General features: G+C 71.9%; 9 protein-coding genes. 7 read left to right on the forward strand and 2 right to left on the reverse strand.

Annotation, left to right across the window (positions count from 1 at the left end; all coding sequences use genetic code 11):
• Positions 1-44 precede the first annotated feature (44 nt).
• From C3481_RS06705 to C3481_RS16845, 7 genes are all read left to right on the forward strand, one after another.
• On the forward strand, positions 45-1379 hold the full coding sequence (locus C3481_RS06705) for a Gfo/Idh/MocA family protein (RefSeq protein ID WP_103841317.1): 1335 nt from the start codon (positions 45-47) through the stop codon (positions 1377-1379).
• The gene (locus C3481_RS06710; protein ID WP_103841319.1) at positions 1376-2311 is read left to right on the forward strand and encodes an NAD(P)-dependent oxidoreductase; all 936 of its coding nucleotides are present in this window, start codon (positions 1376-1378) and stop codon (positions 2309-2311) included. The genes C3481_RS06705 and C3481_RS06710 overlap by 4 nt, the downstream gene beginning before the upstream one ends.
• Positions 2308-3207, forward strand: coding sequence for a 5-dehydro-4-deoxyglucarate dehydratase (locus C3481_RS06715; protein WP_103841321.1), 900 nt, complete (start codon positions 2308-2310; stop codon positions 3205-3207). The genes C3481_RS06710 and C3481_RS06715 overlap by 4 nt, the downstream gene beginning before the upstream one ends.
• Positions 3204-4322, forward strand: coding sequence for a mandelate racemase/muconate lactonizing enzyme family protein (locus tag C3481_RS06720; protein ID WP_258039038.1), 1119 nt, complete (start codon positions 3204-3206; stop codon positions 4320-4322). Before C3481_RS06715 ends, C3481_RS06720 begins: the two co-directional genes overlap by 4 nt.
• Entirely contained in the window at positions 4319-5290 is a 972-nt protein-coding gene (locus tag C3481_RS06725) for a serine hydrolase (protein WP_103841323.1), read from the forward strand. Before C3481_RS06720 ends, C3481_RS06725 begins: the two co-directional genes overlap by 4 nt.
• Positions 5287-7539 (forward strand): beta-galactosidase, encoded by a 2253-nt coding sequence (locus tag C3481_RS06730; protein WP_181021888.1) that lies wholly within the window; start codon positions 5287-5289, stop codon positions 7537-7539. The genes C3481_RS06725 and C3481_RS06730 overlap by 4 nt, the downstream gene beginning before the upstream one ends.
• Before the next feature lie 439 nt (positions 7540-7978).
• Positions 7979-13243, forward strand: coding sequence for a GDSL-type esterase/lipase family protein (locus C3481_RS16845; protein ID WP_308457275.1), 5265 nt, complete (start codon positions 7979-7981; stop codon positions 13241-13243).
• 93 nt (positions 13244-13336) lie between these two features.
• Here C3481_RS16845 and C3481_RS06740 read toward each other — a convergent pair whose 3' ends face one another.
• Positions 13337-17236: an RICIN domain-containing protein gene (locus tag C3481_RS06740; RefSeq protein ID WP_146053630.1), complete on the reverse strand. Its 3900-nt coding sequence runs from the start codon at positions 17234-17236 to the stop codon at positions 13337-13339.
• Positions 17237-17463: 227 nt separating this feature from the next.
• Complete coding sequence (locus C3481_RS06745; RefSeq protein WP_064956252.1) at positions 17464-18507, reverse strand: LacI family DNA-binding transcriptional regulator; 1044 nt, start codon at positions 18505-18507, stop codon at positions 17464-17466.
• Positions 18508-18614: the final 107 nt, after the last annotated feature.

An 18614-nucleotide genomic window follows, 5' to 3' on the forward strand; every position in this document is an offset into this window, starting at 1 on the left:
GCTTTCCCCCGAGGGCGCCTCAGCTTCGGGCACGAAGGAGAGCCATGACCCGCACGCGCTACGCGCTCGTGGGCGCGGGACACCGCGCGCAGATGTACGTCGATGCCATCACCGGGACGCACGCCGACCGGGCAGAGCTCGTCGCGATCTGCGAGCCCAACCCGGTGCGGGCCGAGCACTACCGCGATCAGGTAGTCGAGCGCGGCCTCCCCGCCCCGACCCTGTGGGTGCCGGACGAGCTCGAGCGGATGATTCGTGACTCTCACGCCGGGCGCGTCATCATCACCGCGCGCGACGACCTGCACGCATCCCTCATCGTCCGCTCGCTCGACGCCGGCGCCGACGTCGTCGTCGAGAAGCCGCTCACGATCGATGCGCAGAGCGCCGCGGCGATCGAGGATGCTGTCGAGCGCACCGGTCGCTCGGTCGTGCTGACGTTCAACTACCGGTACTCACCCCGCAACAGCGCCCTGCGCCGCGTGATCCAGGACGGCCGCATCGGGCGGGTGACCTCGATCGACTTCTCGTGGATGCTCGACACGAAGCACGGGGCCGACTACTTCCGCCGCTGGCACCGCGAGAAGGAGCACTCCGGCGGCCTGCTCGTCCACAAGGCCAGCCACCACTTCGACCTCGTCAACTGGTGGATCCGCGACGAGCCCCGCCGCGTCTTCGCCTCCGGTGGCCTGCGCTTCTACGGAGCCGAGAACGCCCGGGCCCGCGAGCTCGGCGAGCGCCCGCTCCGCGGGACGCACGACGGCGCCCACGACCCGTTCGAGCTCGACCTCCGCGACGACGATCGCCTCCGCGCCCTGTACCTCGAGGCCGAGAGCCATGACGGGTACCTGCGCGATCGCGATGTGTTCGGCGAGGGCATCACCATCGAGGACAACCTCGCGCTCATCGTCGACTACGCCGGTGGCGCCACGATGTCGTACTCGCTGAACGCCCACGCCCCGTGGGAGGGATACCGCGTCGCCGTCAACGGCACGGAGGGCCGCGCCGAGCTCGAGGTGGTCGAGCGCGGCGCCGTCCTCGAGAACGAGGGCCTGCACCCCGTGCTCGATCCCTCGGCGGTCGAGGCCGCGGGGCCGGCCTCGCTCCGCCCGCAGGGCGAACGCCTGATCGTCCAGCGCCATTGGGAGGACGCCGTCGAGATCCCGATCGAGTCGGGCGAGGGCGGCCACGGCGGCGGCGACGAGTTGCTGCTCGCCGATGTCTTCGTCGGGCCCGGCGACGACCCGCTGGCTCGACCCGCCGGCTGGGCGGACGGCGTGCAGTCGATCGCGGTGGGCATCGCGGGCAACCTGTCGCTGGCGTCGGGTCTTCCCGTGCGCACATCCGAGCTCGGCATCCGACTGCTCGACGGCCGGCGATGAGCCGGGTCGTCGTCACCGGAGGCGCGGGCCGCCTCGGCCGGAGCCTCGTCGGCGGGCTCGTCGCGGCCGGCCACCGCGTCGTGTCCTTCGACCGCGCGGTGTCGGACGCCCCCGAGCTGCGGGGCGCCGATCAGCTCGCCATCGACCTGCTCGACGCCGAGGCCACCGTCACGGCGTTCCGCGCGCAGCGGGCGAGCGCCGTCATCCACCTGGCCGCGATCGCCGTCCCCTTCAGCGCCCCCGAAGACGTCATCATGCGCACGAATACGGCGCTGGCGATATCGGTGCTGGGCGGGGCTGTCGCCGCGGGCGTTCCGCAGGTCGTCGCGGCCTCGAGCCCGACCGTGCTCGGTTACGGCGCACCGCACGGCTGGGTTCCCGACCGTCTCCCCCTCGACGAGCGCACGCCGCCGCAGCCGTGGAACGCCTACGCTCTGTCGAAGCTCGTGATCGAGCAGACGATGCGGATGCTGCACCGCCAGACCGGCGACGCCGTGCGCTTCGCCGTGTTCCGCCCCTGCTACGTCATCGCACCCGAGGAATGGCGCGGGGCGCCGACGCAGCAGGGCCACACCGTCCGCGAACGCCTCGACGATCCGAGCCTCGCCGCGCCCGCGCTGTTCAACTACGTCGACGCGCGCGACGTCGCCTCCTTCGCCGATGCGCTGCTCGCCGCCCTGCCCACGATCCCGAACGCCGAGACGTTCTTCGTCGGGGCCGACGACGCCCTCGCACGCCGCCCGCTCGCCGAGCTCATCCCCCGCTTCCACCCCGGGACCGAGGAGGTCGCCGCCGTCCTCACCGGCACGACCCCCGCCTTCTCCAACGAGAAGGCACGGCGCCTGCTCGACTGGGCGCCGCGTCATTCCTGGCGCGATGCCCTGACCGAAGAACACTCCCTCTCCGACACCCGAAAGGACGTGCCGGCATGAACTTCGACGGCATCCTCTTCTTCCCCGTCACCCCGTTCGACTCCTCCGGCTCGGTCGACCACGAACTGCTCGCATCGCACGTCGGCCGAGGCGTCGAACAGGGCGCCGGGGGCGTGTTCCCCGCGTGCGGCACGGGCGAGTTCCACGCGCTGTCGACCGCCGAGGCGGGTGCCGTCGTCCGTACCGCGGTCGCAAGCGTCGCGGGCGCCGTTCCCGTCGTCGCCGGCACCGGCGGCCCGCTCGGCCATGCCCGCGAGACGGCGCGCGCCGCCGCGGATGCCGGGGCCGACGCGCTCCTCGTGCTTCCGCCGTACCTCGTCGGCGGACCGCAGGCGGGGCTCGTCGCCTACGTCGAGGAGGTCGCCGCAGCATCCGACCTGCCGGTCATCGTCTACCACCGCGCCAACGCGCGGTTCACGCCCGAGTCGATGCGCCGTCTCGCCGACAACCCGCGGATCATCGGGTTCAAGGACGGCGTCGGCGACATCGGCGCGACTCAGCTCATCGTCCGAACGATCGCCGAGGCCGGCCGCGAAGACTTCGCGTTCTTCAACGGGCTGCTCACCGCCGAGCTCACTCAGGCCGCGTATCGCGGCATCGGCGTGCCGCTGTACTCGTCCGCAGCCTTCGCGATGGTCCCCGAGGTCGCCAACGCGTACTACCGGGCCTACGTCGAACACGACGAGGAGCGCCGTCTCGCGCTGCTCGACGCGTTCTACACGCCGCTGGTCGCCCTGCGCGACGAGACGCCCGGGTTCGGCGTCTCGCTCATCAAGGCGGGCCTGCGCCTGAGCGGGCAGGCCGTCGGCGGCGTGCGCGCCCCGCTCGTCGACCCCACGGCCGATCAGGAGCGCCGCCTCGCGGCGATCCTCGACGCCGGGCGCGCCCTGCTGTGACGACGGTCGCCGCACTCGACGCGCACCTGACCCGGGTGCCGCTCACCCGCCCGTGGGCCGCGGACGTCACCTCGGTCGGCGTCATCGCGACGCACCTGCGCCGCAGCGACGGGGCCGAAGGCTGGGGCTTCGCCTGGACGCCTCAGATCGGAGCCGAGGCGGTGCTCGCCCTCCTGCGCCACGACATCGCGCCCGCCGCGGTGGGGCGTTCCGCCGCCCCGGGCGACGCCTGGCAGGGCTTGTGGGAGCACGTGCACGAGGCGGGCGGCGGCGGTGTCACGACGATCGCGCTCGCGGGCCTCGACCTGGCGCTGTGGGATGCCGCGGCGCGCGCCGCAGGTTCATCGGTCTCGACCCTGATCGGACGACGGCGCGAGAGCGTCCGCGTGTACGGCAGCGGCGTGAACCTCCACTACTCGATCGACGAGCTCGTCGCTCAGGTCGAGCGATGGGTCGATCGCGGGTTCGGCGCGGTGAAGGTCAAGGTCGGCAAGGCGGACATCGCCGAGGACCTCGACCGGCTGCGCGCCGTGCGCGCGGTCCTGGGGCCCGACCGCGGCCTGATGATCGACGCCAATCAGCGCTGGGACCTCGACCGCGCCACGCGGTCGCTCGACGTCCTCGCCGAGGTCCGACCCGGCTGGATCGAGGAGCCCCTGCGCGCCGACGACATCGACGGACACGCCGAGCTCGCACGGCGCCTCGGCGGCGGGCCGCGCATTCCGATCGCCGTCGGCGAGAACCTGCACACCGCGTACCGCTTCGCCGAGATGCTGCGCCGCGGCGCCGCGCAGATCGTGCAACCCAACATCATCCGCGTCGGCGGGATCACGCCGCTGCAGCGCATCGCCACCGTGGCCGAGGACGCCAGGGCCGAGCTGCATCCGCACCTGCTGCCGGAGCTGTCGGGCCAGATCGCGCTGACCCTGCCCGGCGGCGCCGCCGAGCCCTGGGTCGAAGACGTCGAGGATGCCGGCTTAGCCGAGCTCGGCGCCCTCCGCGATCCGTCTCCCGTCGTGATCCGCGACGGACGGCTGCGCGAGACCGATCACGTCGGCCTGGGCCTGCGCTTCCCGGAGCGACAGGAAAGCGCTTCCCGTAGGCTGGCGCCATGACCTCGAGTTTCACCGCCGCGTTCGATTGGGCCCGTCGGCACGTGGCGGACGGCCGCCTGCCGTCCGCGGTCGTCGGTGTCGCCGACTCGCGCGGCATCCTCGCCCTCGACGCCGTCGCTGCGGACGTCGACGACCGATACGCGCTCTTCTCGATCACGAAGCCGCTGCTCGGCATCTCCGCCGCCCGTGCCATCCAGCGCGGCGAGCTCACCCTGCAGACTCCGCTGAGCCGCGCCCTGCCCGAGTTCGGCCGCGATCGCGACGACATCGTGCGGCTCTGTCACCTCGTGAGCCACACGAGCGGGATCAGCGAGCCGCCGCTCGACACCCGCGTGCCGCTGCGCACCGAGCTCCTCACGCGCGGCCGCGACTTCGCCGCCGGGACCGTCTCGCGCTACTCCACGCTCGCGTTCGAAGGCGTCGCCGCCCTCGTCGAGGACGCGAGCGGCCGCCCCTGGCACGACGACGTCGCCGGCTGGGCGTCGAGCATCGGCGCCAACGGCCTGTCGGTCGACCTCGACGGTGCGGCGCCGATCGCGGATGCCGCCGCCGCGGGCGCCGACATGGCGGCCTTCGCCGCGCAGCGCAATCCCGGCGCGGGCCTCGCCGGCCGGGCGCGCGACCTGCTCGCCCTCGGAACCGAGCTGCTGCGGATCCACGACGGTGCCCGCGACGGCATCCTCTCGCCCGCAACGCTCGCGATGATGCTGCGGCCCCTCACCGGCGACATCCCGCGGCTCGAGCCCTACCCCGCCGAGCGCGGACAGGACTGGGGCCTCGCTTGGAACCTGCGCACCCGCGCGCCGGGCCTGATCGACCGCGACGTCTACGGCCACGGCGGCTGGGCGGGAACGGAGTTCTGGGTCCACCCGAGCGCCGGCATCGCGTGGGTGCTCCTGACCAACCGCGCCCTGCGTCCGGGCGTCGACATCGACGAGCTCGACAACGCGATCGTCGGGGCGCTGTGAGCGAGCTGGTCCGCGTCGACCATTCCGCATGGCCGAGACCCGAACGGCCCGCGCCGCTTCCGGCTCCCCACGAACGCGCCCGCGGCATCTCGGTCACCGACCGCGCCCTCTACCGGCACGGCGAGGGCTGGGTGCCGGTATCGGGCGAGGTGCACTACAGCCGGCTGCCGCGCGAGCGCTGGACCGAGCGGATGCGGCAGCTGCGCGCCGCCGGCGTCTCGGTCGCCTCGACCTACTCCTTCTGGAACCACCACGTCGCCGAGCGCGGGCATCCGCGTTTCGACGACAACCTCGACATCGGGGCCTTCATCGACGAAGCGGCCGCGGCGGGACTCGACGTCATGCTGCGGATCGGACCGTGGGCGCACGGCGAGTCGCGCAACGGCGGCTTCCCCGACTGGGTGCAGGAGCTGCCGGTCGCCCACCGGAGCGACGACCCCGCCTACCTCGAGCTCGTGCGCGAGTGGTTCGGCCAGCTCGCCGCGGCGCTCGACGGCCGCGCGAGACCGGGCGGTCCGGTCATCGGCATCCAACTCGAGAACGAGCTCTACGATCGCCCCGAGCACCTCGTCACCCTCAAGCGCCTCGCGCGCGAGGCGGGACTGGCGGCGCCCCTGTGGACGGCGACGGCCTGGGGCGGGGCGATGCTCCCCGACGGCGAGGTGATGCCGGTGTTCGGCGGCTATGCCGACGGCTTCTGGGTCGACCCCGCAGCCCCGTGGGATCCGACCTTCCGCGCGCATCACTTCCCCTCGCACGACTGGGACGATCCGGGGGTCGGCGCGGACGTGCGTGCGAGCCAGGGGTTCGCGGCGGCGAGCGCTGCCGCCGACCTGCACGGCTTCCCGCCGGCTACCTGCGAGCTCGGCGGGGGCATGGCCACGGCGTACCACCGGCGCCCGGTCCTGGCCGGGCGCGACGTCGCCGCGCTCGCGCACGTCAAGATCGGCAACGGGTCGGCCTGGCAGGGGTACTACATGTTCGTCGGCGGCGGGAACCCCGGGCCCGGACTGCAGGAGACCATCGGCACGGGCTATCCGAACGACCTGCCCGAGTTCGGGTACGACTTCCACGCGCCGATCGGACAATCGGGCGACCTCGCGGATTCGGCCCCACTGCTGCGCGCACAGCACGCCTTCCTGGCCGCCTTCGGCGACCGCCTGTCCGGCATGTCGTCGTCGCTGCCCGAGATCCGCGCCACGTCGCTCGATGACCGCACCACCCTCCGGTGGGCGCTGCGGTCGACGGGCGATGAGGGCGTCGTCGTGATCTCGCACCATCAGCCGTTCGAGCAGGTCGAGGACGTCGCCGGGGTCCGGCTGCGCATCGTGCAGGGCCACGCGGAGACCGTGTTCCCATCGCGCCCGATCACCGTGCCCGCGGGGACGCTCGCTCGATGGCCCGTCGGGCTCACCGTGGGACGGACGCGCATCGCCTGGGCGACGGCATCCCTCATCACGGTGCTTACGGGCGCCGCTCGCCGAACGCTCGTGCTCGTCGAGGACCGCGGCGTCCCCGCCGAGATCACGGTCGGCGACTCCGTACCGCGGGATGTCGTACCGGGGCATGTGCCGCTCCAGCTCGGTGACCTCGACGTCCTGGTGCTGCCCGCCGTCGATGCCGACCGTCTCTGGGTTCGGCCGGGCCCGCATCCGGAGCTGTGGCTGACCGACGGCGAGCTGACCTGGGATGCCGACGGCGCGCTCCTCCGGGGCGCCTCGGCCGCCCGCCGATACGACCCGCACACGCGCGATTGGTCGGTCGCGAGAGCCGTGGCGGATGCCGCGGGTCGCGGTCTCGCCATGGAGAGCGAGGCGACGCACGTCGAGCTCGTCCGTCCGCCCGCCGCACCGGCGATGGATTACGGCTTCGGCGGGCCGCGCCACCGCGCGCCGTCGAGCGAGACGTTCGCCGACCGGGCCGCCCACTACCGGGTGCACCTTCCCGCGACCTCGCTCGAGCCCGAGGCGGATGCCCTGCTCGACCTCGACTGGGCGGGCGACGTCGGACGCGTCATCGTCGACGGCCGCGTCGTCGACGACCGCTTCTGGGACGGCACGCGCTGGTCGCTCTCGCTGCGGGATGCCGGCGCCACCGAGACCAGCGAGATCGCCGTCGAGGTGCTGGCGCTGTCACCCGCCTCGACGATCGCGCTCGCGGCCCGCGCCGAGTCACGGCGAGCCGAGGCCGCGGCGACATCCCTCCGCGCGTCGCTCCGGCTGCGCGGCCCCTGGCAGCGCCTCGCCTGAGCGGCCCGCGCCGGTGGCGAAACTCGGAGAATGGCGCGAAAACCGGATGCCGCGCGGGCTGAAGCTCCGAGAAGCGTGAGATTCTCCGAAAGTCGCGACGACCGGATCGGGACCGTCGCCGCCACGGTCCGTAATCGCGGCGGCGACGGGGAAAGCCCATCGAAACGGAATGCGCTTTCCGCGTCACCGTAGCGCGGATATCGCACGCCCCACAACCCGCGTCCATCAGACCGGCCCCCGCGCCGGAACTGACCGTTGCTTCTTCGGGACCGCCGTGTTTAGATCGTTTCACGCAAGGCGGAATGCGCTTTCCAATGACGGAGGCGCGCCCCCTCGCGCCGTGGTCGAGTCCGTACGCCCCCGGATGCCGTTCATCCTCCCGCTCCGGCGGAGAGGCTGCGCGGCGTGCCCTTCTCGCCGATGCTGTCCAGGAGGAACCGTGGCTCCGAGCCGTCCCCCCGTCCCCGCCCACCACCGACCGGTCCGCGCCGGCGCCGCGGTATCCGCTGCAGCCCTCGTGGTCACTCTCCTCGGCGCGGCACCCGCCGTCGCCGACAACACCGCCCTCCGCCCCCTCGATCCCGGCGAGAGCGTCACGTTCGACTTCGGCCCGGGAGCCATCGCGCCGGGTGCCATCGGAGTGACGGCCGAGACCGCCTTCGACACGGCCGCGGGTTACGGCTTCTCGACGACTCCCACCGCCGATCCGGCGAACGTCGATCGCGGCGGCGACGACCCGTTGCGCTCCGACTTCGTCGCCGCTCACGGCGGCACGTTCGAGATCGAACTCGGCGCCGGCGACTATTCGGTCGCCCTCGTCGCGGGTGACACCGCCGCAGCGACCGATATCTCGCTGACCGTCGAGGGCATCGTGAAGGTGCAGCCCACGGCGAAGCCGGCCGGCGAGTACCTGGAGATGTCGTTCCCGATCGCCCTCGTCGACGGCAGGCTCACCGTGCAGGTCGGCGGCACCGCGGCATCCCTCGCGGGTCTCACCGTCACCCGGCTGGCGGAACGTCCCGCCGGCGCGATCCCGACGACCTACCTGACCGGCGACTCGACGGTGCAGACCTACGACGCCACCGCCTACGCACCGCAGGCCGGGTGGGGTCAGATGCTCGACCGCTTCCTCGCCGACGACGTCGCTGTGACCAACCGGGCCATCGGCGGACGCTCGTCGAAGAACTTCATCACGCAGGGGCGTCTCGACGAGGTCCTCCTCGGCATCCGTCCGGGCGACTACCTGTTCGTGCAGTTCGGCCACAACGACGCGACGCAAGGCGTCGACGACCGCTACGCGTCGCCCGCCGACTACAAGGAGTACCTTCGCGTCTACGTCGAGGGGGCGCGCCAGCGCGGAGCCACGCCGGTTCTCGTGACGCCGGTCTCACGCCGTGACTTCGACCCCGCGACGGGGCTGTTCCGCGTGAGCTTCCCCGCGTACGTCGAGAAGATGATCGAGCTGGCCGACGAGGAGGATGTCGCTCTGGTCGACCTGTCGGCGTCGAGCCGGGCCTACCTCGACCAGATCGGACCGGATGCCGCGAAGGCGGTGTTCCTGCACGTCGACCCCGGTGTCTTCCCCAACCGCCCCGCAGGCACCGTCGACGACACCCACTTCCAGGAGTACGGAGCCATCCAGATGGCTCGTCTCGTCGCGCAGGGCATCGCGGCGCTCGACGACCCGCTCGCCGCGAAGGTCGTCGACGTCGAGCAGCCCGGTGAGCTACCCGCCGCCCCGCAGAACCTCGTCGCGGGAGGCATCAGCAACGCCGGGGCGACGCTGCGCTGGGATGCCGTGCCCACCGCCGACATCTACAAGGTGCTCCGCCAGCGAGCCGCAGACCCCGCCGACACCTGGACGCTCGTCGGGACCGTCACGCAGCCGACCACCATCGTCCAGGGCCTCGAGGAGGGCGCGACGTTCCGCTACCGCGTCGTGGCCGTCAACGGACGCGGCGAGTCCGAGCCGTCGGCATCCGTGGAGTTCACGACCAAGCAGGCGCAGTACCGGTTCGACTTCCAGCTGCCCGGCAACCCGCTCGCCGCGGGGTACACCGAGGTCACCCCGGCGATGGGCTACACCGCCGAGCGCGGCTACGGCTTCACCAACGTCCTGCCGGCCAACGCCGGTCGCGACCGCGGCGCAGCCGACGGCGCCGACGACCTCTCGCGCGATTTCGTGCTGCCGGGCGACAGCTCGACCTTCGCCCTCGACGTGCCGAACGGCACCTATTCGGTCAAGACCTACTCCGGTGACTGGATCGGCTCGTCGCGGACGAGCTTCCGGGTCGAGGGCAAGGACGCCGGGTCGGGCAACGCGGGACGCGCGTCGGTCGCGGCGGTCCTGCGCGGCCCCTTCCTGGTCACCGACGGACAGCTCAACATCGAGGCCTACGGCGCGGCCGCCGGCACCCGGCTGAACGGGCTGGAGATCACGCCGATCCTGCTCGGCCCCGTGGGCTTGAGCGTGACGGGAGTCGATGCCGATCCCGCGGCCCCGCGAATCGACCTCGCGTGGGATGCCGAGCCCGGAATGCGCTGGAACATCTACCGCGCCTCCGAGTTCGAGGGCGCGCCGGCGCTCGTCGGCACGGCGGATGAGCCGGGCTACACCGACCGCACCGCCCGCCTGGGTCTCGACTACAGCTACCACGTGACCGCCGTCGACCAGACGGGTCTCGAGTCGGTCCCCTCCGCCACGGTCGGCACGAGCCTGGTCGATCCCGAGGCGGCACCGCCGTCGGCACCGACCGCGCTCACCGCCGAGCGCGTCGACAAACGCGAGATCGAACTGTCGTGGTCGGCACCGGATGACGCCGTCTCGGCGCTCGTGTTCCGGTCGCAGACCGCCGGCGAGCGCGGCGACCTCGTGGGCATCGTCGATGTCTCGCGGTTCGTCGACACCGACGTGCTGACGACCGTGCCCTACTTCTACACCGTGGTGGGCCTCGGCGCGGGCGGTCCGGGTGCCGGGTCCGAACAGCTCGAGACGCCCGCCCCGACCGTGCTGCAGCGTCAGGCCGAGTACCTCGGCCGCGGCGTCGCGGCCGTCGCGACCGACGACGGGGTGCTCGTGTCGTGGCGGCTGCTCGGAACCGATCCGGCGGACGCCGCGTTCCACGTGTACCGCGACGGCGAGCGCATCACCGACGAGCCGATCACCGCGACGACGAACCTCGTCGACACGACCGGCTCGACGGGATCGACCTACTTCGTCACGAGACTGAGCGCCGACGGATCGACCGAGACCACCGAATCGGAGCCGGTCTCCGTGCAGACCGCGGCGTACCGGTCGGTCCCGCTGCAGCGTCCCGCCGATGCCTACACCCGAGACGGCCAGCCGTACTCGTACTCGGCGAACGACACGACCGTCGGCGACGTGGACGGCGACGGCGAGTACGAGCTCATCGTCAAGTGGTACCCCTCGAACGCGAAGGACAACTCGCAGTCGGGCTATACCGGAAACGTCTACGTCGACGCCTACCGGATGAGCGGAGAGCGCCTGTGGCGCATCGACCTCGGCGTGAACATCCGAGCCGGCGCGCACTACACCGACCTCATGGTGTACGACTTCGACGGCGACGGTCGGGCGGAGCTCATCACCCGTACCGCCGACGGCACGATCGACGGAGCCGGAAGGCCCATCGGCACCGCCGGGGCCGATCATCGCAACAGCTCGGGCTACGTGCTGCAGGGCCCCGAGTTCCTGACCGTCTTCGACGGATTCACGGGAGCCGCCGTCGACACGATCGACTACGTGCCGCAGCGCGGCGACGTCGGATCGTGGGGCGACACCTACGGCAACCGTGTCGACCGGTTCCTCGCGTCGGTCGCCTACCTCGACGGCGAGCGACCGAGCGCGATCTTCAGCCGCGGGTACTACACCCGCGCGGTGATCGGAGCGTTCGACTTCGACGGCGAGCACCTGACGACGCGCTGGGTGCTCGACTCGAACGACGAGGGCGCGGAGTCGATCTACGGCCAGGGCTACCACTCGATGTCCGTCGCCGACGTCGACGGCGACAGCAAGGACGAGATCGTCTTCGGATCGGCCACGATCGACGATGACGGCGCCGTGCTCTACTCCACGGGGCTCGGACACGGCGACGCGCTGCACGTCTCGGATCTCGACCCCTCCCGGCCGGGGCTCGAGGTGTTCGCCGCGCACGAGAACATGGCCGCGTCGGGCAACCGCGGTGCGACCTTCCGCGATGCCCGCACCGGCGAGATCCTGTGGGACGTCCCCGCAACCGTCGACACCGGCCGCGCGGCATCCGGTGACATCGATCCGCGGCATCCGGGGGCGGAGAGCTGGGCCGTGGGCGGCGACGCGGCCTGGAACTCGCCTACGGGCCACCTCATGACGGCGGCCGGCGAGCGCATCGGCGAGACGATCCCCGCGGCGAACTTCCTCGCCTGGTTCGACGGCGACCCGCTGCGCGAGATCGTCGACCACACCTGGGACGCCGCGACATCGCAGGGCACCCCCACGGTGTCGAAGTGGGACTTCGAGAACGAGACCGAGAATGTCATCCTCAGCGACACCGGCGCCCGGTCGAACAACGGCACGAAGGGCACGCCGAACCTGCAGGCCGATCTGTTCGGCGACTGGCGCGAAGAGATCGTCTGGCGCTCGGCCGGTTCGTCGGAGCTGCGCATCTACTCGACCACGGACGAGACCGAGCTGCGCATCCCGACCCTCATGCACGACATGCAGTACCGGGTCGCCGTGGCCTGGCAGAACACCGGGTACAACCAGCCGCCGCACCCGAGCTTCTTCATCGGAGATGGGATGGCTCCCGCGCCGATGCCCTCGATCGCGGTGACCGGCGACCCCTCGGGGGCGACGGACGAGACGGCCCCGGTCGTCTCGGGGCTGCCCGAGGACGGCGCGCTGCTGCCCGACACCGGCGAACTGCAGCTCACGGTCGCAGCCGACGACCCGGAGAGCGGTGTCCGCACCCTCGATGTCGCGCTCGACGGCACGCCGGTCGCCCCCGACGCCGCGATACCGCTCGCGGGGATGTCGGGCGAACGCGTCCTCACGGTGCGCGCCGTCAACCACGACGGTCTCGTGGCGACCGCCGAGGTGCGGCTCGTCGTGTTCAGCGACGACGGTGCCTCGGCGCCGCCCGCCCGAGCATCGCTTCACACCGACAGCGGCTGGAGAGACGGCCGGCACGACGGATCGTTCACCGTGACGATGAACCTCTGGTGGGGAACGAACGGCGGCGCGTACCGCCTCTACGAGAACGGCGAGCTCATCGCCACGCGCCTGCTCGCCCCGAACACGCCCATGGCGCAGGTCGCGTCGGTCGCGGTCGCGGGCCGGTCGAACGGCACATACGTCTACACCGGAGAGCTGGTCAACGCCGCCGGCGTCACGGCCACGACGCCCACGACCGTCGTGGTGACGGATGCCGCGCCGGCTCGTCCCGTCGTCTCGCACGACAACGGCGACGGCGACGGCGCGTTCACCCTGACCACGAACCTGTGGTGGGGCACGAACGGGTCGGAGTACACGCTGTTCGAGAACGGCGTGGAGATCGACCGGCAGCAGCTGACGGTCGCCTCCCCCGTAGCGCAGCGCGCCGTGACCTCGATCGCCGGTCGCAGCCCCGGCACCTACGAGTACGTCGCCGAGTTCGCCAACGACGCCGGGGCCACCCGCTCCGCGCCGATCACCGTCGTCGTGCGCTGACCGCCGTCCGACACAGCACGAAGGCCGTGCCGATCGTTTCATCGATCGGCACGGCCTTCGTCGTCGGGGACTCCGCCGTCAGGGGCTCCGTCGTCAGGCGTCCCGGGCTCCGACGCGGCGTCGGCGCACGACGACCGCTCCGGCGCCGAGCACGAGCAGCGCCAGCGCGCCGAACAGCGTCGCGGCGATGCCGCCGGCATCCCCTCCCGTGCGTGCCAGGTCGCGCGCATCGGTCGAGCCGGCCGCGCCGTTCGCACCCGCGTCCGTCGACGCACCGCCCGAACCCGAGCCCGAGCCCGGCGTTCCCGCGCCGCCATCGGCGCCACCGTCGGTGCCACCGCCCGTTCCCGGGTCGACGACCGCGGCGGTCGGGACGATCGCCGCCGAGCGAGCGCTGCCACCGATGAAGCCGGCCGCTGCCGCGGTCACCTCGACCGAGATCTCCCGGCCTTCGTCAGCAGCGGTCAGCGCGTAGCTGTCGGCCGTGGCGCCGTCGATCGCGGCCCCGTCACGCAGCCAGACGAACGCGGGCGTCGCGTCCGCCGGGTCGGTGACCGCCACCGCGCGAACGGTCGAGCCGACGCGCGGCTCCCCCGACACGACGGGCGTCTCGACGCCGACCGCCCGGCTGACCGTGACCGTGTACGTCTGCGAGGCGCCATCGGGAGCCGTGACCGTCACGGTCCCGACGCTGGTGATCACGTCATCCGCCGCGGCCGCGGCATCCGCCGCCATCCGCTGCGCGTCACCGGCCTGGTCGTCGCCGGGCTGCGTCACGACGACAGTGGCGTCGTCGTCGACCGCGAGCGCGTGGAGCGTGGGCCACGCCGACCCCGTCGTCGTGACGGTGTACTCCAGCGTGTCCGGCGCGAACCCGTCGACGGGCTCATCGCCGACGGTGAGCCGCGCCAGATCGGCGACGCCTGCCGGGGCGGCTGCGGCCGCGAAGATCTCGACCTCCGAGACGATCATGTGCGTGTCGGGGCGCGCGTTCATCACGACCCGGACCTCGTCGGCGGCGCCGGAGACCGGCACCTCGACGCGCGGCGCGCCCGTCGCGGGCTCCGGCACGGTGACGAGCTCGCCCTCGACCCACTCGCCGCCGCTCTCGCGGTGGTCGACGCGCATGGTCGCGGGCCAGCTCAGCGAACTGCCGTCACGGTAGAACTGCACGGCGACACGCGTGAGGGTCTCGCGCTGCGCCAGGACGTAGCTCAGGGTGTCCTGCGTGTTCTTCGCCCCAGAGCGCCAGTTCGACCAGCCCTTGTCCGTCGAGCTGCCGTTGATCGTGTTGCTCACGTCGTACTGCGTGCTCTCGGTGAAGGTCGCGCTCGGAGCGCTCTCGGGGGCGACGTTGCGTTCCGACGCCGCCGTGACGATCACCGTCAGACGGGCATCGAGCTTCTCGCCGCTCGGACCGGTCGCGACGCCGGGCACCGAGACCGTGCCGGGGTTCGCGAACGCGTCATCGGCGATGCCGTCCCACGTCCATTCGACCGGAACGGAGAAGCCTGCGCCCGAGGGACGCAGCTCGGCCTGCACCGCGCTGTCGGCCTGGCTCCTGACGGCGTCGAGGGCACTTCCGGCGGGAACGGTGACGGATGCCGGGCGCGCCGCGGTGTACGCGCCGATCTCGACCGTGGCGGTGGCTTCGAACGAGCCGCCGAACAGCTCGGTGCCCGTGCCGCGAACCTCGACCGAACCGGTGCGCGAGAAGTCGACGCCATCGAGCTGCCAGGTCACCGGAGCCTGCCGCACGGTCCCTCCGGTGTAGCGCACAGCGACACTCGCGGGCAGTGCGGGTACCACGCCGACCGCGGTGGCGACCGTCACGGGCTCCGTGCCCGCGACGGTCGTGCTCGCGATACGCCACTGCTGGTTCCCGCCGCCGTTCGAGGTCCACAGTCCCACCGACGCGCCGGGGGTCGTGCTGCCGCCGCCCACGTCGAGGACGCGCTCAGCAGCGACGTTCAGCACCGAGTAGTACGCGCCGTCCGTCGTGGAGGCCATCCACTGCAGTGCGGGATCGGTCGCTGCTGCCGCTGGATCCGCGTCCACGAGCGCCGTGGCCGTGCCGCTCGATGCGAGGAACTGGCCCGACCCGTTCTGCAGCGTGAAGCGGTGGCGGTTGGTGCCCGCCCCCGCGATCGTGCGGACCGTCCACGCCTGTCCGCGGGCGGCGTCGGGGGTGGTGGCGAGAGAGCGGACCGCGAGCGTCGAGCCGCCGTCGAGGGCGAGCCCGCTCTGAAGGCCCGTGAGCTGCACCGTCTCGCCGTCGCGGAAGGCGGCGGCATCCGGCGAGACGCCCGAGACGCCGTCGATGACGAAGGTCACGACCGACTTCGCGGGCACCGTCAGCGTGGCGGTGCGGGATGCCGCGTCCACGGCGACCGGCTGCCCCTGCTGGAGCGCGTTGACGGTGGGCTCCGCCGCGGTCGACTGGGTCGTGACGACGGGGGTCACGGTCGCCCCGGGGGCCACGGTGCCGAAGTCGCTCAGGTCGATCTCGACGGTGCGGTCGGCAGCCTCGGCGTTGACGTGCACGATCGTGGCCCCCTCGCCGTCGGCGTCGATCGCCGCGGTCGACTGCGCGTTGTCGGTCGCGATCAACCGGTCGCCGGGGGTGATGTAGTGCGTGAAGTTGCGGACGGTGTTGAACTTCTCGTTCGTCAGCACCTGGCACGAGGGGTCGGCGTCGCCGTCGCGGAGCCGACGCTCGGACTTGCCGTCGGCGTTGCAGTCGAAGTCGATGAAGACGCTGCCCCAGTTGAGCTTCTCGACCTTCTCCATGTTGTAGAGGTCTTCGACCGGCTGCCAGAACACCCACGCGTCCGGCTCGAGCTCACGCAGGTCGCCGACGATGTGCTGGGCCATGCCCAGGCCGTTCTCGATGTCGTCGGTGACGAAGCCCTTGCTGCGGTCGGTCCAGTTGCCCTCGACCTCGCTCATCCACAGCGGCTTGTCGGCGGCCTTCGCGATGTCGCGCACGACCTGGCGCCCGCCGGTGCCGTACGTGTGCACGTTGAGCTGGTCGACGAGGTCCTTCGCCTCCGCAGACCACGTGTTCCAGTTGGTGGCGAAAATGCCGGGGTTGGTCTCGTCCATCGCGGAGATGACGGCATCCGTGCTCGTCCCCGGCTGCGCGAGGCGCTCGGCGAGGGCGGCGATCATCGCATCCTGCGCCTCGGGCCCGATGTGCGCGCCCTCCTGGCGTCCGCCGGTGGGCCAGGTCGCGCCGTCGGGGATCTGCGTGGACCAGTAGTTCGTGTTGGGCTCGTTGAACGGGTCGATCGTGTCGAACGAGATGCCGTGAACCCGCTCGAGCTCGTCGACGACGTTCACCAGGTAGCCGGCGAACTTGTCCATGTCGGCCGGGGCGAGTTGCTCGCTCGTGGCGTTGTTGATCCCGCCCGAGACGTAGCCGCTCTGCGTGAGGAAGTAGGGCGGCGAGTTGCTGAACGCCTCCCAGTGCGTGACCTTGTCTTTGAGGGCGTCGAGCCACCAGCGCTGCGCGGAGTCCCGCGAGAAGTCGTAGGCATCGGGATCGTCGGGGTCCCAGGCATCCCGGTAGCGGTCTCGGTCGGCGAAGGTCGAGGTGATCGCGCCTTCGTCGTCCGTGGCCTGCAGGTCGGGGTTCCAGAAGCCGGGAACCGCGCCGCCGGGCCGCAGGTACGGCGGGACGTCGGTGGCGTTGCCGCCGCCGATGTTGTAGCGCGCGATGTTGAGGTTGAGGCCCTCGTTGCCGAACACGGCGTCGAAGAGCTTCTGCCGAACGTCGGCGGGGTAGTTCCCGGTCGCGTTGGCGAACCAGACCAGGCTGGTGCCCCATCCCTCGAACGGCTTCTCCGAGGCGGTAGCGGGATTCGGGGCGATCCGCACGGCGGCGGGCTCGGCCGCCTGCGCCGGCGGGGGCGCCGCAGCGGCAGCGGCGGTGAGACCACCGGCCGCGAGCGCCACGGCACAGGTCATCGACAACAGTCGAGCTGACTTCATCGTCATTCCTATCCGGTCGCTCCGATGCGACCTCGGGGGGGGGGGGGTGATGTTGACGTCAACATGTTGACGTCAACACCGAGCCTAAGGGACTCCTGTGCGCGGGTGCAATGGCGCGTTCCTCACGACGAAACTCGGACGATCACGCGAAAGTCGGAGCAAATGTCGCGAACGGCCCGAGGAACGCGCGATTCTCCGAGCCCGCGAGCCGGGCAGTCCGGCCCGGGCTAAGCGCGGGGGCCTGAGCTCGCGCGCACGACGAGCTCGGTCGGCACGAGCGTGCGCTCGGCCGGCGCCTCTCCCCCGTCGATCTCGGTGAGCAGCGAGCGGACGGCGGCCGCGCCGATGCGGTCGAAGTGCTGGCGCACGGTCGTCAGCGGCGGCCAGAAGTTCGCCGACTCGGGGGCGTCGTCGTAACCGACCACGCTGACGCTCGCAGGCACGGGCCGATCGGCCTCGTGCAGCGCCCGGAGCAGCCCGAGAGCCATGCGGTCATTGGCGGCGAACACCGCCGTGACGGCGTCGTCGGCGGCGAGCGACCGCCCGATCTCGTACCCCGACTCGGCGGTCCAATCCCCTACGTGCGCCTCGGGCACCCGGGCTCCGCGCGCGACGAGCGTGTCGTGCCAGGCGACCCGCCGGCGCTCCGCGGCGAACGACTCCCTCGGCCCGGAGATGTGGTTGACCGTCTGGTGCCCGAGGTCGAGCAGATGCTCCGTCGCGAGACGCGCACCCAGCGCCTGGTCGTTGTCGACCACGGGATACGGATAATCGGCACTCGAGTCGACCACCACGACGGGGAGGCCCGTGGGCAGCGCGAGCTCGCGCTCGCCCAGCCGGTGCGTCTCGATCAGGATGATGACGCCGTCGACGGCGTGCTCGGCCAAGCGCACGAATGCGCCCGACACATCGGACTGCGTGGCCGACTGCACGGTGATGACAGTGAGCGAGTACCCCGCCTCCGCGGCGACGGATGCCACGGCATCGAGCGTGCGCGTGTTGCCGTAGCTCGCGAGCGAGAACATGATCACGCCGATGCTGCGGAAGCGCCCCGAGCGCAGGGCGCGGGCCGCACTGTTGGGCCGGTACCCCAGCCGCGCCATCGCATCCTGGACGCGAGCCCGGGTCTCGGGGTCGACGTTCTCGCGACCGTTCGCGACGCGCGACACCGTCTGCCCCGACACGCCGGCCATCGCGGCCACGTCGGCCATCGACACCTCGCGGCGCCGTGGCCGCACGTCCGGGCCTGCGGCTGCTCGTGCTTCACCCATGCCCGGATCCTCCTCGATGTTGACGTTGACATGCTAGCGTGCCCGAGTTATGTTTACGTCAACATCCGCGCTCAATCGGCGAGCGCCTGCATCACAGAAGAGGCACG

The sequence above is a fragment of the Microbacterium sp. Ru50 genome (genome assembly GCF_002920555.1).
GTDB lineage: Bacteria > Actinomycetota > Actinomycetes > Actinomycetales > Microbacteriaceae > Microbacterium > Microbacterium arborescens.